15 protein-coding genes and 1 tRNA gene are annotated in these 16,489 nt (G+C 63.6%); 10 read left to right on the forward strand and 6 right to left on the reverse strand.

The annotated features are described in order from the left end of the window. Position 1: 1 nt before the first annotated feature. Positions 2-2,086 carry a hydantoinase/oxoprolinase family protein gene (locus tag AC1D1B_RS02170; RefSeq protein ID WP_477329066.1) on the reverse strand — a complete coding sequence of 695 codons (2,085 nt, stop codon included), beginning with the start codon at positions 2,084-2,086 and terminating at the stop codon, positions 2-4. 222 nt (positions 2,087-2,308) lie between these two features. On the opposite strand from AC1D1B_RS02170, the gene AC1D1B_RS02175 reads away from it, so the two are divergent. From AC1D1B_RS02175 to AC1D1B_RS02195, 5 genes are all read left to right on the forward strand, one after another. After that, positions 2,309-3,136 (forward strand): ferredoxin--NADP reductase, encoded by an 828-nt coding sequence (locus tag AC1D1B_RS02175; protein WP_477329067.1) that lies wholly within the window; start codon positions 2,309-2,311, stop codon positions 3,134-3,136. Between the two features lie 220 nt (positions 3,137-3,356). Then, the gene (gene deoC, locus AC1D1B_RS02180; RefSeq protein ID WP_477329068.1) at positions 3,357-4,406 is read left to right on the forward strand and encodes a deoxyribose-phosphate aldolase; all 1,050 of its coding nucleotides are present in this window, start codon (positions 3,357-3,359) and stop codon (positions 4,404-4,406) included. 91 nt (positions 4,407-4,497) lie between these two features. Beyond that, positions 4,498-6,870: an aldehyde dehydrogenase family protein gene (locus AC1D1B_RS02185; protein WP_477329069.1), complete on the forward strand. Its 2,373-nt coding sequence runs from the start codon at positions 4,498-4,500 to the stop codon at positions 6,868-6,870. A 286-nt stretch (positions 6,871-7,156) separates the two neighbouring features. Beyond that, positions 7,157-7,888, forward strand: a complete 732-nt coding sequence (locus AC1D1B_RS02190; RefSeq protein WP_477329070.1) for an SDR family oxidoreductase — start codon at positions 7,157-7,159, stop codon at positions 7,886-7,888. Between the two features lie 146 nt (positions 7,889-8,034). Continuing rightward, positions 8,035-8,880 (forward strand): fumarylacetoacetate hydrolase family protein, encoded by an 846-nt coding sequence (locus AC1D1B_RS02195; protein ID WP_477329071.1) that lies wholly within the window; start codon positions 8,035-8,037, stop codon positions 8,878-8,880. 46 nt (positions 8,881-8,926) lie between these two features. Here AC1D1B_RS02195 and AC1D1B_RS02200 read toward each other — a convergent pair whose 3' ends face one another. Together AC1D1B_RS02200 and AC1D1B_RS02205 are read right to left on the reverse strand one after the other, a co-directional pair. Next, positions 8,927-9,946 carry an LLM class flavin-dependent oxidoreductase gene (locus tag AC1D1B_RS02200; RefSeq protein ID WP_477329072.1) on the reverse strand — a complete coding sequence of 340 codons (1,020 nt, stop codon included), beginning with the start codon at positions 9,944-9,946 and terminating at the stop codon, positions 8,927-8,929. Between the two features lie 80 nt (positions 9,947-10,026). Then, positions 10,027-10,290, reverse strand: a complete 264-nt coding sequence (locus AC1D1B_RS02205) for a hypothetical protein (protein WP_477329073.1) — start codon at positions 10,288-10,290, stop codon at positions 10,027-10,029. A gap of 58 nt (positions 10,291-10,348) precedes the next feature. On the opposite strand from AC1D1B_RS02205, the gene msuE reads away from it, so the two are divergent. The 5 genes from msuE to AC1D1B_RS02230 are packed head-to-tail and all read left to right on the forward strand — an operon-like array spanning position 10,349 to position 15,043. Further along, on the forward strand, positions 10,349-10,906 hold the full coding sequence (gene msuE, locus AC1D1B_RS02210; RefSeq protein ID WP_477329074.1) for an FMN reductase: 558 nt from the start codon (positions 10,349-10,351) through the stop codon (positions 10,904-10,906). 52 nt (positions 10,907-10,958) lie between these two features. Then, complete coding sequence (locus AC1D1B_RS02215) at positions 10,959-12,335, forward strand: LLM class flavin-dependent oxidoreductase (RefSeq protein WP_477329075.1); 1,377 nt, start codon at positions 10,959-10,961, stop codon at positions 12,333-12,335. Between the two features lie 26 nt (positions 12,336-12,361). Further along, a complete protein-coding gene (locus AC1D1B_RS02220) occupies positions 12,362-13,204 on the forward strand; it encodes an ABC transporter permease (protein WP_477329076.1) in 843 nt (280 codons plus the stop codon). 51 nt (positions 13,205-13,255) lie between these two features. After that, the gene (locus AC1D1B_RS02225) at positions 13,256-14,254 is read left to right on the forward strand and encodes an ABC transporter substrate-binding protein (protein WP_477329077.1); all 999 of its coding nucleotides are present in this window, start codon (positions 13,256-13,258) and stop codon (positions 14,252-14,254) included. Between the two features lie 24 nt (positions 14,255-14,278). Continuing rightward, positions 14,279-15,043, forward strand: a complete 765-nt coding sequence (locus AC1D1B_RS02230) for an ABC transporter ATP-binding protein (RefSeq protein ID WP_477329078.1) — start codon at positions 14,279-14,281, stop codon at positions 15,041-15,043. 56 nt (positions 15,044-15,099) lie between these two features. Here AC1D1B_RS02230 and AC1D1B_RS02235 read toward each other — a convergent pair whose 3' ends face one another. From AC1D1B_RS02235 to AC1D1B_RS02245, 3 genes are all read right to left on the reverse strand, one after another. Next, a complete protein-coding gene (locus AC1D1B_RS02235) occupies positions 15,100-15,489 on the reverse strand; it encodes a hypothetical protein (RefSeq protein WP_477259505.1) in 390 nt (129 codons plus the stop codon). 102 nt (positions 15,490-15,591) lie between these two features. Next, positions 15,592-15,667, reverse strand: a tRNA-Ala gene (locus AC1D1B_RS02240). Positions 15,668-15,932: 265 nt separating this feature from the next. Next, positions 15,933-16,325 (reverse strand): TIGR02300 family protein, encoded by a 393-nt coding sequence (locus AC1D1B_RS02245; RefSeq protein WP_112563694.1) that lies wholly within the window; start codon positions 16,323-16,325, stop codon positions 15,933-15,935. Positions 16,326-16,489 lie beyond the last annotated feature (164 nt).

A 16,489-nucleotide genomic window follows, 5' to 3' on the forward strand; every position in this document is an offset into this window, starting at 1 on the left:
CTCAGGCCTCGCCGATGTCGATGATGATGTTGCCGTCGGCGTCCGAATGCGCGCGGTCGCCGGGTTCGAGCACGGTGGTGGCGTCCATCTGTTCGAGAATCGCCGGCCCTTCGATGACGGCATCGAGCGGCAGCTTTTCACGCGCATATACCGGCGTATCGTGCCAACTTCCGGCATACCAGACCGGCCTTGTCTCGCGCAGCGCCTCGTGGAGCGTCCTGGCGCGCCCGGCCGGGTCGATCAGCCGCGACAGGTCGATCGCCGGCCGCACGCCGGTCACCGAAGTGTTGAGGTTGACCAGATTGGCGCGGATCTCCGGCAGCTCGACCTTGAAGCGAGCGAAATAGGCCTTTTCGAACAGCGCCTGCAGCTCTTGCCGTGTCACGGACGAAGACGGCAGCGGCACATTGATGATGTGGGTCTGGCCGACGAACTGCATATCGGCGGAATGGGTGACGCGGATCGTCTCCGGCTTTACAGCTTCCTTGCCGATAAGCTCTTCGCCTTCGTTTCGGTGCCGTTCCAATACCGAGTGGAGTTGGGATTCATCGAGCACAGCCACCGGCTGGTTGATCGTGTTGACGAAATCATGGCGCAGATCGGCGACGACGCAGCCGAGCGCATTGGTGATGCCGGGTCGTGCCGGCACCAGCACGCGGGGCAAGCCGAGCTCACGCGCCAGTGCGGATGCGTGCAACGGCCCGGCACCGCCAAAGGCGAACAGCGCGAAATCGCGCGGATCGTGGCCACGCGACACCGAGACCATGCGGATGGCGCCGGCCATTTTCATGTTGCCGAGGCGCAGGATTGCGCCCGCAGCCTCGACGCCGGACAGACCAGTGGCCTTGCCGATCTTGTCCTCGAAAATGCCGGTGACGCGGTCGACGGTGACCGGATTTTCGACGGCCAGCAGCTTCTTCGGCGCCAACCGTCCCAGCACCAGATTGGCGTCGGTGATGGTCGGCTCCAGCCCGCCGCGGCCATAGCAGATCGGGCCGGGATTGGCGCCGGCACTTTCCGGGCCGATCTGGATCAGCCCGGCCGCATCGACGCGCGCGATCGAGCCGCCGCCGGCGCCGACCGTGTGCACCGCTACCATCGGCACGTGGATCGGCATCGCATATTCGATCTCGATCTCGTTCGAGACAGCGGGCTCCGCATTGCGGATCAGCGCCACGTCCGTCGAGGTGCCGCCCATATCGTAGGTGACGAGGTTTTCGAAGCCGGCACGCTTGCCCGTATAGGCGGCGGCAATGACCCCGGAGGCCGGACCGGACATGACGGTCTTTGCCGATTCGCGGGTGACGAAGCGGGCCGAGATCATGCCGCCATTGCCGTTCATGATCAGGAAGTCGCGGGCGTAGCCCTTCGCTGCCAGTTCCTTGCGCAGCCGTTCGACATAGCGCTCGAGGATCGGCTGCACCGAGGCGTTGACCGCGGCGGTCACCCCGCGCTCGAATTCGCGCGCTTCCGACAGCAGCGCATGGCCGGTGGTGATGTAGCTGTTCGGCCAGAGTTCGGCGGCGATCTCGGCGGCGCGCCGCTCATGTGTCGGGTTGGCGTAGGAATGCAGGAAGTGGATGACCAGCGATTCGCAACCGGCCGCGACCAGCGCCTTCACGGCATCGCGCATTTCGGCTTCGTCGAGCGGAATGCGCACCGCACCCGATGCTTCGACGCGCTCCGAGACTTCGAGCCGGAGATCGCGCGGGATGATGGGAACGAACGTACCGGTCATGCCATAGGGCTGCGGCCGCGTCCGCCGGCCAAGCTCGATCACGTCGCGAAAACCGCGTGTGGTGATCATGCCGGTTTTCGCCAGCCGGCGTTCCAGCACCGCATTGGTGGTGGTCGTCGTGCCATGCACGATGAGGTCGATGCCGTCTATGGCAAAGCCGGTGGAGCCCAGCGCTGAAACCACACCGAAAGCCTGGTTGTCGACTGTGGTCGGCGTCTTGGCGATATGCACCCTACCGCCGTCCTTGCCGTCGATCAAAATGAGGTCGGTGAAAGTTCCGCCGACATCGATGCCGGCAACGACGTTACCCAGGGATTCCGGCTGTTGCACCGAAAAATTCTCTTTCATTGTCGAAACCCGAAATGCCAGGACTACGAATATGCCGCAGTTTGGAAAGCTGTTTTAACGAGGTATCTTGACGCAAATATCGTTTGTATACTAATAAATTCCGGACACAAGAGCTTACCGCTTTGGAGTGTGTGAACGGCACGCTGGGACCTGAACGGTCCGGGCGCGCAGGAAATGGTTTGGCGCCCGCATAGTTGAGTGGGCAAGACAGAGTTGGATTTGATGAACACCACATCCGCATTCAACACAGCCGGCGCCCGTCCGCTGCAGTTCCCGATTCCGGCCAATGTCTATGCCGAAACCGTCGTGTCGGTGAAGCACTACACCGACCGCCTGTTCTCGTTCCGCATCACCCGTCCGCAGTCGCTGCGCTTCCGCTCCGGCGAGTTCGTCATGATCGGCCTGCCCAATGCCGAAAAGCCGGTCTACCGCGCCTATTCGGTAGCCAGCCCGGCCTGGGACGAAGAGCTTGAATTCTTCTCGATCAAGGTGCCGGATGGCCCGCTGACCTCCGAACTGCAGAAGATCCAGGTCGGCGACACCGTCATCATGCGCCAGAAGTCGACCGGCACACTGGTTGTCGATGCGCTGACCCCGGCAAAGCGCCTGTTCATGATCTCGACCGGCACCGGCATCGCGCCTTTCGCCAGCCTGCTGCGTGATCCCGACACCTACGAAAAGTTCGAGCAGGTCATCCTGACCCACACCTGCCGCGACAATGCCGAACTGGTCTATGGCCAGGAGCTGGTGGCGGGGCTCGAGACCGACCCGCTGATCGGCGAACTGACCGGCGGCCGCGTCACCCTCTATAACTCGACGACCCGCGAGGAATCGGCGCGCATGGGCCGCATCACCGCGCTGATCGGCTCCGGCAAGTTCTACGCCGACCTCGGCATCGAGAAGCTCAATCCGGATACGGACCGCATCATGATCTGCGGCTCGATGCACATGCTGAAGGACGTCAAGGAACTGGCCGAAAGCCTCGGCTTCCATGAGGGTTCGCTCAGCCATCCCTCGAGCTTCGTCGTCGAGCGCGCTTTCGTCGGCTGACATCAGCCGACGTTTCGGCGCCAGCGCTCTCGGATTCACGTTTTGACCATACGGTCAAAATTCAGCTGCTTTCGCCGCCTTTTTCCGCTATGACCGCTTGAAGGACTCGTGAAGCATCGATTCACGGGCTATCTTCGGTGTGTGTCGCCCAAAATCGCTATGCGGTCCGGGACCAACGACACGCACCACGACGTAAAATCGTCGAGCGAAAGGGCAGGAGATGAGCAGCACAATCCGCGAAGCCGACCTCGGCGCGTCCAAGATCACGCCGCTACCGGCGCGTGCCGCCGCCAACACGCCCGTGCCGCAAACCCATGGTATTGCCCGCAACACCGGCATGCGGCTCGATCTCGGCTTCATGGAATCGGTGCGCTCCGTCAACCGCTCGGCCCTGGAGCGCCGCGTCGCCAGCCTGACCAAAAGGCGCTCGATCAAGGCCGACAACCAGGCCGCCTGGCTGCTGCGCGCCGTCTCCTGCATGGATCTGACGACGCTGAACTCCAACGACACCGAAGAGCGCGTGCGCCGGCTCTGCGCCAAGGCGATCAACCCGTTCCGCCGCGACATCGTCGAGGGCCTTGGCATCGAAGGCGCAAAAATCCGCCCGGCGGCGGTCTGCGTCTATCATCCCTTCGTCGCCACGGCTGTTGACGCCGTGCGTGGCACCGGCATCCATGTCGCCGCCGTTTCAACCGCCTTCCCGCATGGCCTTGCGCCGCTGTCGACGCGCCTGCAGGAGATCGAGGCATCGGTGCGCGACGGCGCCGGCGAGATCGACGTCGTCATCCCGCGCGGTCTGGTCTTCGGCGCCAAATGGCAGGAGCTCTACAACGAGATCGTCTCGATGCGCGAAGCCTGCGGCGATGCGCATCTCAAGGTCATCCTCGGCACCGGCGACCTCGCGACGCTGCGCAATGTCATGCTGGCCTCGATGGTGGCCATGATGGCGGGCGCCGACTTCATCAAGACCTCGACCGGCAAGGAAAGCGTCAACGCCACGCTGCCCGTCGGCCTCGCCATGGTGCGCGCCATCAGGGCCTATTTCGAAGAAACCGGCTTTCTCATCGGCTTCAAGCCGGCCGGCGGCATTTCCACCGCCAAGGCCTCGCTCGACTGGCTGGTGCTGATGAAGGAAGAGCTCGGACGGCCATGGCTGGAACCAGACCTGTTCCGCTTCGGCGCCTCGAGCCTGCTGACCGACATCGAGCGCCAGCTTGAGCATCATCTGACCGGGCACTATTCGGCCAATCACCGCCACGCGATGGCGTGAAGGCCAATCTCCCCCCTCGTGGGGGAGATGTCCGGCAGGACAGAGGGGGGCGTGAAGGAATGCCTTCCGAGACAATTATCTGGAGCGCGTCATGAACATCCTCGAACGCTATCACGCCATGGAGTACGGGCCGGCGCCGGAAGCCCGCAACGAGGCCGATGCGTGGCTCGCCGCGCGCGACTTCGGCAAGGCGTTGTTCATCGATGGTGGCTGGAAGGCCGCTGCCAGCGGCAAGACTTTTGATACCAGCGAGCCGTCATCCGGCAAGCTGCTGGCCAAGGTATCGGATGCTGGCGCCGCCGACATCGACACCGCGGTTGCCGCAGCCACCAAGGCGCTGCCGAAATGGTCGGCATCTTCAGGCTACCAGCGGGCGAAAGTGCTCTACGCCATCGGCCGGGCCATGCAGCGCCATCAGCGCCTGTTCGCGGTGCTTGAGACAATCGACAACGGCAAGCCGATCCGCGAAAGCCGCGACATCGACGTGCCGCTCGCCATCCGCCATTTCATCCACCATGCCGGCTGGGCGCAGGCGCTGGACAAGGATTTCCCCGGCCACAAGGGCGTCGGCGTCGTCGGCCAGATCATCCCGTGGAATTTCCCGCTACTGATGCTGGCCTGGAAGATTGCTCCCGCCCTTGCCGCCGGCTGCACGGTGGTGCTGAAGCCGGCCGAGTTCACGCCGCTGACGGCCATCCTGTTCGCCGAGATCTGCGAACGTGCCGGCGTGCCCAAGGGCGTCGTCAACATCGTCCAGGGCGGACCCGAAGCGGGCGTGGCGATCGTCAACCATCCCGGCGTCCAGAAGATCGCTTTCACAGGCTCGTCCGAAGTCGGCAAGATCATCAGGAAAGCCACGGCGGGGTCAGGAAAAAAACTATCGTTGGAGCTCGGCGGCAAATCGGCCTTCATCGTCTTCGAGGACGCCGATCTCGACAGCGCGGTCGAGGGTCTGGTCGACGGCATCTGGTTCAACCAGGGCCAGGTCTGCTGCGCCGGATCGCGTCTTCTGGTGCAGGAAGGCATTGCCGAAGCCCTGATCGCCAAGGTCAAGGTCAGGATGAGCCGGCTGCGCGTCGGCAGCCCGCTCGACAAGAACACCGATATCGGCCCGCTGGTCGACGCAACACAGCTCGACCGGGTCAAAGGCCTGGTCGCCGAGGGCGCAAAGCAAGGCGCCGTCTGCTGGCAGCCGGACGCAGCGTTGCCGTCTTCCGGCTACTACCATCTGCCGACGCTCGCCACCGGAGTTTCGCCGGCTAATATATTGGCGCAGGAAGAGGTGTTCGGCCCGGTTCTGGCCACCATGACCTTCCGCAACACCGAGGAAGCGATCGAGCTCGCCAACAACACCCGCTATGGGCTGGCCGCCTCGGTGTGGAGCGAAAACATCAACCTCGCGCTGCACGTCGCGCCGCAGCTGAAGGCCGGTGTCGTCTGGGTCAACGGCACCAACATGTTCGACGCCGCCTGCGGCTTCGGCGGCTACCGCGAAAGCGGCTTCGGCCGAGAAGGCGGCCGCGAGGGCATGTTCGAATACCTCTCGGTCAAACTGCCGCTTGGCCCGGTAATCAAGCCTGCGGCGTCTTCGGCGCAACCGGTCGAGCAATCGGACGGCGGCGCCATCGACCGCACGGCAAAGCTTTTCATCGGCGGCAAGCAGGTTCGGCCCGACGGCAATTATTCGCTCGCCGTCGCCACCGCCAAGGGCAAGCTCGCCGGCGAAGTCGGCCTTGGCAGCCGCAAGGATATCCGCGACGCCGTGACGGCGGCCCGCGCCTGTAAAGCCTGGCCGGAAGCGACCGCCTACAACCGTTCCCAGGTGCTCTATTACCTCGCCGAAAATCTCTCCGGCCGCGCAAGCGAGTTCGCCGCCCGTCTTACTGAACTGACCGGCGCCAACGCCAAGGCCGCGCGGGAAGAAGTAGAACAGTCCATAGAGCGCCTCTTCCTCTATGCCGGCCTCGCCGATAAGTTCGAAGGCAGGGTGCATCAGCCACCGGCCCGCGCCGTCACGCTTGCACTGCATGAGCCGGTCGGCGTCGTCGGCATCGTCGCCCCCGACGGTGCGCCGCTACTCGGCCTGATCTCGCTGGTGGCGCCCGCTCTTGCGATGGGCAACACCGTGGTCGCCGTGCCGTCGGAAAAATACCAGCTGCTCGCCACCGATCTCTACCAGGTGATCGAATATTCCGACGTTCCCGCCGGCGCCATCAACATCGTCACCGGTCGCACGGCGGAACTTGCCGGTGTGCTGGCCAAGCATGACGATGTCGACGGGCTTTGGGTGTTCGCTGATGCCGACACGTGCGCCAAGGTGGAGGCGGATTCCATCGGCAATCTCAAGCGCGTCTGGACCGGCAACGGCCGCAGCCTCGACTGGGCGTCCGATGAAGCCGCCGGCGATGCCCTGCTGCGCCGCGCCGTCGAGGTCAAGAACGTTTGGGTGCCTTACGGCGACTGAATGTCGCTAAGGCGCTTCGTGCTTGAGCGAACCGAGGCAGCGTGACTCGTTGTCCTGTTGTCATACATGTCGTTGCATCAGAGCAAGCGATGTGCATTACATCGGCTGTCACGAAGGTGATCACGTTCGGGCTTGACGCTCGGACATGTGTTCTTTAACGAGAAAAAACATATATTATTCGTGGACTGATGGATTGTGCAGGCCGCATAGTCGCGCCTGTCTGGTACAGGACGCCTTGGTCAACCGTCAGTAAATCGGACTGAGCCAACAGGGCGAGGAGAAAAGCATGGCGGATCTGGCAGGCAAGGTCGTTGTCGTCACGGCGGCGGCGCAAGGCATCGGCAGAGCGAGCGCGCTGGCCTTCGCCAAGGCAGGTGCTGTCGTCCACGCCACCGACATCAACGAAGCGCTGCTGGCCGAACTCGCCAAGACATCCGGGATCAAGACCCGCAAGCTCGATGTTCTCAATGACGATGCGGTGACATCGGGCTTCGCCGAAATCGGCCGCGTCGACGTGCTGTTCAACTGCGCCGGCTTCGTCCATTCCGGCTCGATCATCGAGATGAAGGATGCCGATCTCGATTTCGCCTTCAACCTCAATGTCCGCGCCATGATCCGCACCATTCGCGCCGTGCTGCCCGGCATGCTCGAGCGCGGCGACGGCTCGATCATCAACATGTCCTCCGTTGCCGGCGCCGGCAAGGGCGTGCCGAACCGCTTCGCCTATGGCGTCACCAAGGCTGCGGTGATCGGTCTTACCAAGGCGGTCGCCGCCGACTATGTCGCCAAGGGCATTCGCTGCAACGCCATCTGCCCCGGCACCGTCGAAAGCCCGTCGCTGCAGGATCGCATGCATGCGCAGGGCGACTATGACGCGGCCCGCGCCGCCTTCATCGCCCGCCAGCCGATGGGCCGTCTCGGCACGCCCGAGGAAATCGCCGACCTTGCCGTCTATCTCGCCGGCGCCACCTACACGTCGGGGCAGGCCTACAATATCGACGGCGGCTGGTCGATCTGAGCAATATTCTCGATCCGGAGGTCCGGGATCGAACAGTCCTAAAGTCCGGCTTGCCCTAGGTCGGATCCGATAGCCAGAGTCCGCCCCTCGTCGCTTTGGCAGAGAGAGTTTGAAAACGGCCCTTGGGCCGCAATTTGGAGAGCAAGATGAAACTGCTGCGCTATGGCGAGATAGGGAACGAGCGCCCCGGCCTGCTCGATACGGATGGAACGATCCGCGATCTTTCAGGTCATGTCTCCGACATTGCCGGCAAGGCGCTCGATCCGGCGTCGCTTGAGGCCCTGTCGAAGCTCGATCCGAAGTCGCTGCCTGTCGTTTCCGGCAAGCCCCGTCTCGGCGCCTGCGTCGCCGGCACGGGAAAATTCATCTGCATCGGCCTGAACTATTCCGACCATGCCGCCGAAACCGGCGCCACCGTGCCGCCTGAGCCGATCATCTTCATGAAGGCTAGCTCGGCCATTGTCGGCCCGGACGACGACGTGCTGATCCCGCGCGGCTCGGAAAAGACCGACTGGGAGGTCGAGCTTGCCGTGGTCATCGGCAAGACAGCAAAGTATGTCAGCGAGGCCGGCGCGCTGGACTATGTCGCCGGCTATGCCGTCGCTCACGACGTGTCCGAGCGCGCCTTCCAGGCCGAGCGTCAGGGCCAGTGGACCAAGGGCAAGAGCTGCGACACGTTCGGCCCGACCGGCCCGTGGCTGGTCACCAAGGACGAGGTCAAGGACCCGCAGAACCTCAAAATGTGGCTGACCGTCAACGGCAAGACCATGCAGAACGGCTCCACCAAGACCATGGTCTACGGCGTTTCCTATCTCGTTTCCTATCTCAGCCAGTTCATGTCGCTGCACCCCGGCGATATCATCTCCACCGGCACCCCGCCCGGCGTCGGCCTCGGCATGAAGCCGCCGGTGTTCTTGAAGGCCGGCGACGTCGTGGAGCTCGGCATCGAGGGGCTCGGCCAGCAGAAGCAGACCTTCAAGGCGGATGTTTAGCCGCCTCTTCTCTTAGGTCTGCTTGCCCGCCGGATGACGCATCTTGTCAGCGCCAGCCGAGAGCTGGCGCGACGTGCTTCAGGATCGCCTCGATGACATGGGCGTTGTACTCGACGCCGAGCTGGTTGGGGACGGTTAGAAGCAGCGTGTCGGCCTCGGCGATCGCTTCGTCTTCTTTCAGCTGGTCGATCAGCACATCGGGCTCGGCTGCGTAGGTGCGTCCGAAGACGGCGCGCTTCTCGGGCTCGATGTAACCGAAATGGTCCTCGCTGTCGTTGCCGCCGAAATAGGCGCGGTCGCGGTCGTCGACCAGCGCGAAGATGCTGCGGCTGACAGAGACGCGCGGCTCGCGCGCGTGCCCGGCTTCCTTCCACGCCGCGCGGAAGGCGCGGATCTGTTCGGCCTGCTGGATATGCAGCGGCTGCCCGCTCTCGTCGAACTTCAGCGTCGAGCTTTGCAGGTTCATGCCGAGCTTGGCCGCCCATACGGCAGTGGCGTTGGTGGCAGCGCCCCACCAGATGCGGTCACGCAGGCCGGCCGAAAACGGCTCGAGGCGCAGCATTCCGGGCGGGTTGGGAAACATCGGCCGTGGATTGGGTTGCGCGAAACCTTCACCACGCAGCACGTTCAGGAACACCTCTGCATGGCTGCGCGCCATGTCGGCGTCGCTCTGGCCTTCCTGCGGCACGTAGCCGAAGTAGCGCCAGCCGTCGATCACCTGTTCGGGTGAGCCACGGCTGATGCCGAGCTGCAGCCGGCCGCCAGCGATCAGGTCGGCAGCACCGGCATCCTCGGCCATGTACAGCGGATTCTCGTAGCGCATATCGATGACGGCGGTGCCGATCTCGATGCGGCTGGTGCGTGCGCCGACCGCGGCCAGAAGCGGATAGGGCGAAGCAAGCTGGCGGGCAAAATGATGTACACGGAAATACGCGCCGTCCGCACCCAGCTCCTCGGCGGCGACGGCGAGGTCAATCGACTGCAAAAGCGCATCGGCGGCGGAGCGCGTTTGCGACTGCGACGAGGGCGACCAATGGCCGAAGGAAAGAAAGCCGATCTTTTTCATGCGCACGCATCCTGTTCTTTGCAGGTCCCTACTTCGTCGCCCGTGCGATTGCGTTCAATCGACTCTCACGCAACGCAGTGTCAATGGCGCCAGCCCTTGACGGTTTCGCGACGATACCCATCAGCACGCAAAGCGCCAGGATTGTTGTCTGAGCCAGTCGGCATGGAGTTGGCGACGACTTGAACACCATTCAAGCACGTCTCCGAACTGGCCGTGGCTCCACTCTTTGGAGCCCAGGCCAACATCTGCCGCGTCGCCTCTTTTGGCGCAAATGAACCAATCAAACGCGCTCTGCCGCAAACTCCATTCGCTTCATCGGCCGGTTTTGAAATCTTCTCGCTCATTTAATTCTACAAAATCGGTAGGCTTAATGCGGATAGCGTTTTCGAGAAGGAGCCTCGGATGTCAAAGAAACTGGTGGTGGGGTTGTCTGGCAACCTGACCCGTCCGTCCAAGACCAAGGCATTCGTCAGCCACATCGCCGGTGAAGTAGCGAGCCGTGCCGGCGCGGCTTTGAGCGTCTTCGACATCGAGGATCTCGGGCCGTCCTTTCCACCGGCACGGCAGCTTGCCGATCTCGATCTGACGGCCCGCGCCATTGTCGACCAGGTGCTCGGCGCCGATGTCCTGGTGGTCGGCTCGCCGACCTTCAAGGGCAGCTATACCGGGCTGTTCAAGCATTTCTTCGACCTGCTCGACCCGTCATCGCTGCGCGGCAAGCCGGTCATCCTTGCGGCAACCGGCGGCGGCGAGCGTCATTCATTGATCGTCGAGCACCAGTTGCGGCCGCTGTTCGGCTTCTTCGAGGCGCTGACCTTGCCGACCGCGATCTACGCCTCGGACAAGGATTTCGCCAATGGCGTGCTGGTGTCCGAAGCCGTCCTGGCGCGGGCCCGGCAGGCGGTCGCGGAGGCATGCCGGGTGGCCGGCGTGCCGTACCGGGTCGGCCTGGCCGCCTGAAAAGATCATCAACGCAACATCCCTTCCCGCACAGACCAGAAGGACGCCTGCAATGACCAGAGCCAGCAAATCTCAAAGCAAGCCGCGGCAGATCAAGCTCGGCGCCTTCCTGCCCGGCGGCGGACAGCATATCGCCGCCTGGCGTCATCCCGATGCGCCGGCCGACGGCGCCACCAATTTCGAGTTTCACAAGCAGCTGGCGCTGACCGCGGAGCGCGGCCTGTTCGACGCCTATTTCCTGGCCGACAATCTGACCGTTGGCCTCGGCGCCCGCGAAGGCGGCAATGCCAAGATCGCCGGCTTCGAGCCGGTGACGTTGTTTGCGGCGCTGGCACCATTGACCACACATCTCGGCTTCATCGCCACGGCTTCCACCACCTACGAAGAGCCCTATACGCTGGCGCGCAAATTCGCTTCGCTCGATCTGTTGTCGAACGGCCGCGCCGGCTGGAACGTGGTGACTTCGGCGGGCGACGAAACCGCGCGCAATTTCAACCGCGACGTCCAGCCTAACCATGCCGAACGCTATGCCAGGGCGCATGAGCATGTCGAGACAGTCAAGGCGCTGTGGGACAGCTGGGAGGATGACGCCTTCATCCGCGACAAGCAGTCGGGGCGCTTCTACGACAAGGACAAGCTGCACGACATCGACCACAAGGGGGAGCATTTCAGCGTCAAGGGCCCGCTCAACGTGCCGCGCCCGGTGCAGGGCCATCCGGTTGTCGTACAAGCCGGACAGTCCGAAGACGGACGCGGGCTTGCTGCACACTCGGCCGAGGTCATCTTCACCGCCCATCAGAAGCTGGAGACGGCGCAGGAATTCTACCGCGACATCAAGGCGCGCGTGGCGGAAGCCGGCCGCAATCCCGACCAGGTGCTGATCATGCCGGGCGTTGCGCCCTTCGTCGGCCGCACCGAGGAAGAAGCCCGCGCCAAATACCAGCAGCTCAACGACCTCATCCTGCCCGAGGACGGTGTCGCGCTGCTCAACGGGCTTGCCGGCCAGACGCTCGACATCAGGGGCTATCCGCTCGACGGCCCGCTGCCGCCGAGCAAGGAAACCGAAGGCATGAAGAGCCGCCAGGCGCTGATCCGGCAGATCGCCGACGAGCACAACTTCACCATCCGCCAGCTCTATCAATGGGTGGCGACGGCGCGTGGCCACTACACCATCGTCGGCAGCGTCACGCAGGTCGCCGACCAGCTGGAGGAATGGTTCACCAGCGAGGCGGCCGACGGCTTCAACATCCTGCCGCCGTGGCTGCCCGGCGCGCTCGACGACTTTGTCGACCTAGTCATTCCCGAACTGCAGCGGCGCGGCCTGTTCCGCACGGCTTACGAAGGCCGCACACTGCGCGAGAATCTCGGCCTCAGGCGGCCGGAAAATCCATGGACCGTCGCCCGCTCAACCGTCCTCGCCGCCGAATGATCCTCGTAGCCGAAGGGTAAAAAACGATGACATTGCAGCACATCGATCGGCAGATCACGGTTCGCCGCGGCGAAACCGGTCTCGGCGCCGACTTCCTACAGCTCGGCAGCCGAGCGGCTCTCCGCTTCCTGTCGCGTTATGGCGTGCTTATCGGCTTCCTGGCGCTCTGGCAGGTGGCGAGCAGCGTCGGATGGGTCAACGCGGCGGTGCTGCCGCCGATCGACATGATCATAGCTGCGCTGTGGAAAGGGCTTGCCGGCGGCAGCCTGCTCGGCGACATCGCCATCAGCCTGCAGCGCGCCGGCATTGCCTTTGCGGCGGCCGTCGCAGTCGCCATCCCGCTCGGCCTGTTCATGGGCCAGGTGCGACCGGTCGAAACCGCGCTCGATCCGATTCTGCAGGTGTTCCGGCAGACGTCGGCGCTAGCGCTCTACCCGGTGTTCATCCTGCTCTTGGGGCTTGGCGAAACCTCGAAGATTTTCGTCATCTTCTGGGCGACGCTGTTTCCGCTGCTGCTCAACACCACCAGCGGCGTCAAGGAAGTCGATCCCAAGCTGCTCGAAATGGCCCGCGTCTACGGAGCGAGCCGGCTCACCGTGTTTCGCCGCGTTGTGCTGCCGGGCGCCGTGCCGTCGATCTTCGTCGGCTTGCGGCTGAGCGCCACCACGGCGCTGCTGCTCCTGATCGCGTCCGAGATGATCGGCGCCAACAAGGGCATCGGCTTCCAGGTGATGAACGCGCAGTACAATTTCCAGATCCCGCTGATGTTTGCGGCAATCGTCATCCTCGCTGGCCTTGGCCTGATCGCCAACCAGGCGCTGGTCGCCCTGCAGCGGCGGCTCTGCCGCTGGAGCAATCCAACCAACTGAGCAGCCCACAACTCAACCCAGGCCTCCCTCAAACCCAGGAAAGACCGGACCATGAAAATCACCCGCCGTTCCCTGCTTGCCGGCGCACCGCTTGCCGCCGGCCTCATCGCCGCTGGCCTGCCACGCTTGGCCTTTGCCGAAACCGCACCGGTAAAATTTCGCTATCTCGCCAGCCGGGGCAGCATCTCGCCGCATGAACTGGCCGACGAGCTCGGCTATTACAAGGGGCTCGGGGTCGAACTGGAGAACGTCGGCTATGCCTCTGGCGGGCCGGAATCGCTATTTGCGCTGTCCTCCGGCAGCGTCGACATCGGCTCGGCCGCCACCGCGGCGGTGATCAACTCGATCTCGGGCGGCAACGACTTCGTCGCCGCCTATCCGAGCAACGGCATCAACAAGGATGTGAAGAGCGTCTTCTACGTGCTGGAAGACAGCCCGATCAAATCGATAGCCGACATCGCCGGCAAGACCATCTCGGTCAACACACTCGGCGCCCATCTCGACTATACGGTGCGCGAGGCCCTGCACAGCGTCGGCCTGCCGCCGACCGCCGCCAACCTCATTGTCGTGCCCGGCCCGCAGCTGGAACAGACCCTGCGCTCGCGCCAGGTCGACATTGCCGGGCTCGGCTACTGGCAGGCGACGTTTGCCGGCGCGCTGGTTGCCAATGGCGGCGTGCGCGGCGTGTTCGACGACACCCAGGTGCTCGGCGAACTCGCCGGCGGCTTCGTCGTGCTCCGGCGCGACTTCATTGCCGCCAATCCGGATGCCGCGCGCAACTTCGTCGAACAGTCGGCGCGCGCTTCAGACTGGTCGCGCCAGAACCCCGACGAAGCCCGCAAGGTGCTGGCTAATATCCTCAACAAGCGCGGCGAAAACGGCGATCTCGCCCGCTACTGGACCGGCTTCGGCTTGCGCGAAGGTGCACAAGCGAACGATCGTGACATCGATTTCTGGGTCGCCGTGCTGGAACGCGACGGCCGCCTGGCCAAGGGCAAGTTGAAAGCCGCCGACATTCTGTACCGGCCCGGCGAAACCAAGACCAACTGAGCCCTGATATAGCTGAGAGATGAGATGACCGGTTCCAATCGCGGCGGAGAGGTCTCGATCCGCGACCTCTCCAAATCCTTCAGCCTCGGCGGGCGCCGGCTTGCCGTGCTGCGGACGCTCAACCTCGACATCCGTTCGGGGGAATGCCTTGTCATCGTCGGCGCCAGCGGCTCCGGCAAGACCACGTTGCTGCGCATTCTTGCGGGACTGGAGGCTGCCGACAGCGGCGCCGTCGCCATCGACGGCCAGCCGGTGCATGGCGTCGGCGCCGAGCGCGCCGTGATTTTCCAAGAGCCGCGCCTGCTGCCTTGGCTCAGCGTGCTCGGCAATGTCGCCTTCGGCCTTGAAGTGCGCGGCGTGCCCAAGAGCCAAGCCCTGGAACGCGCCCGTTTCTACGTTGCGCTGGTCGGGCTTGCCGAATTCGCCGATGCCTTTCCGAGCCAGCTTTCCGGCGGTATGGCGCAGCGCGTCGGCATCGCCCGCGCACTCACCGTCCAGCCCGAAATTCTTCTGCTCGACGAGCCGCTGGGAGCGCTGGACGCCATGACCAAGATCGGCATGCAGGAGGAACTGGCGCGCATCTGGAGTGAGGAGAACGTCACCATGGTGATGGTCACCCACGATCTGGAAGAGGCGATCTATCTTGCCGACCGGGTGCTGATCCTGCCCAAGGAGAAAGGTGGCGCGGCAAGGCTGATCGACATCGACCTGCCACGCCCGCGCGAGCGCAGCGAAAGCCGCTTCGTGCGCTATCGTGAGGAATTGTTGCGCGAATTCGGCCTGCACTGATCGAGGCCAAGGCCTCAACCCAGCCACGGCTGACCGCCAGAGATTCGCCCTCTCGGCTATTGCTTGGTGAACGTGCCCGTATAGGTGCGGTCGGCAAGCCCATAGGTGACGGCCAGCGTTCCGTCCGCCTGCATGACCGCGCTGACGTCCCCGCCATTGGGAAGCCGCCGCAGTTTCAACGTGTTGCCAAAAATCTTGCCTTCGCCGTCGGCCACGCCCGGTTTGTTGTCGGCGATATCGCCCCAGGCGTAGGTGGCGGTGACATTGCCGCCGCGCGAAATCGTCAGCACGGCGAGCTTGCCGTCATACATCCCATCCAGCTGTCCGCCCCAAATGCCGGAAAATGCGACATATTTGGCCGGGATGCCCTCGCCTGGGGGCATGACCCTGACAGACGGATCGAGAACCGCCGCACCGTCCGGGGCAGAGATCGCGGCAGGCGCCATGGGCTGAGGTGCGGGCGCTGGCGGCGGGGATGATGGTTCAGGCGCCGACTGGCAGGCGACAAGCATGAATGCCGCGAAACCGAGCGTCGGAAAGAGACTGTTTGGTGGAGCCAATCGGAATCGAACCGACGACCTCTTGAATGCCATTCAAGCGCTCTCCCAACTGAGCTATGGCCCCACTCCGGCAGTCAGCCGGCGCCGTTACCGGCGTAGAGGTCCGGCGCGGGTTTCAACACCGCGCCGTTTAGTGCAGGCGGCTTCTAACCCCGCCTTCCCTGAATATCAAGCCTGCAAGAACCGCTTTTTCGAAACAGCGCAAGAAAGCCTGCGGGCACTAGAGCAATTCCAGGAAAAGTGTGAGCGGTTTTCCGTCCGGAATTGCGTCAAAACAATAAGATAGAGCGGTTCGCGGTTTCCGTGAAACGCTCTAGGCCCGCGGCCGATCAGACCTCGTCGTCGTCGTCACCGACGCCGATCATATCGGCGACGTCGTCGTCTTCTTCTTCTTCGTCGGCGAGGAAGGTATCGTCCTCGTCGTCGCCGAGGTCCACCTCGTCCTCGTCGTCGCCCAGATCGGGAAGGTCGTCGCCGGCCTTGACGTCTTCGTCGGCCTCTTCAAGCGAGACGACTTCAACGCCTTCTTCTTCCTCGGCGTCCACTTCCTTCTCGGCCACTTCCTCTTCCTCTTCGATGGCGGCAATCTTGCCTTCCTCGAAATAGGAACGCGGATATGTCTTGCCCGTATAGGGCGAGACGATCGGGTCCTTGTTCAGGTCGTAGAATTTTCGGCCCGTCTCAGGGTCGACACGCTTTGTGCCAAGTTCGTTTTTTGCCACGGCAAGCCTCGTCAGTAAAAGAGTGGTCCCCTTAACCACAGTTTACCGCGCTGTCAAAGCGAAAAGCCGGCGTCACAAAACCAAGTACTGAAAGGCCTCGCGCCAAGTGACAACCATGGGGATGACCATTTGTGCCCGCCGTGATACGAGACCGCCGCAACAAA

Source organism: Mesorhizobium sp. P2_C5_2 (assembly GCF_056404535.1).

Coding starts and splice junctions, on each gene's coding strand:
- AC1D1B_RS02170 (WP_477329066.1), bottom strand. CDS start 2,086: ATGAAAGAGAATTTTTCGGTGCAACAGCCGGAATCCCTGGGTAACGTC.
- AC1D1B_RS02175 (WP_477329067.1), top strand. CDS start 2,309: ATGAACACCACATCCGCATTCAACACAGCCGGCGCCCGTCCGCTGCAG.
- deoC (WP_477329068.1), top strand. CDS start 3,357: ATGAGCAGCACAATCCGCGAAGCCGACCTCGGCGCGTCCAAGATCACG.
- AC1D1B_RS02185 (WP_477329069.1), top strand. CDS start 4,498: ATGAACATCCTCGAACGCTATCACGCCATGGAGTACGGGCCGGCGCCG.
- AC1D1B_RS02190 (WP_477329070.1), top strand. CDS start 7,157: ATGGCGGATCTGGCAGGCAAGGTCGTTGTCGTCACGGCGGCGGCGCAA.
- AC1D1B_RS02195 (WP_477329071.1), top strand. CDS start 8,035: ATGAAACTGCTGCGCTATGGCGAGATAGGGAACGAGCGCCCCGGCCTG.
- AC1D1B_RS02200 (WP_477329072.1), bottom strand. CDS start 9,946: ATGAAAAAGATCGGCTTTCTTTCCTTCGGCCATTGGTCGCCCTCGTCG.
- AC1D1B_RS02205 (WP_477329073.1), bottom strand. CDS start 10,290: ATGAGCGAGAAGATTTCAAAACCGGCCGATGAAGCGAATGGAGTTTGC.
- msuE (WP_477329074.1), top strand. CDS start 10,349: ATGTCAAAGAAACTGGTGGTGGGGTTGTCTGGCAACCTGACCCGTCCG.
- AC1D1B_RS02215 (WP_477329075.1), top strand. CDS start 10,959: ATGACCAGAGCCAGCAAATCTCAAAGCAAGCCGCGGCAGATCAAGCTC.
- AC1D1B_RS02220 (WP_477329076.1), top strand. CDS start 12,362: ATGACATTGCAGCACATCGATCGGCAGATCACGGTTCGCCGCGGCGAA.
- AC1D1B_RS02225 (WP_477329077.1), top strand. CDS start 13,256: ATGAAAATCACCCGCCGTTCCCTGCTTGCCGGCGCACCGCTTGCCGCC.
- AC1D1B_RS02230 (WP_477329078.1), top strand. CDS start 14,279: ATGACCGGTTCCAATCGCGGCGGAGAGGTCTCGATCCGCGACCTCTCC.
- AC1D1B_RS02235 (WP_477259505.1), bottom strand. CDS start 15,489: ATGGCGCCTGCCGCGATCTCTGCCCCGGACGGTGCGGCGGTTCTCGAT.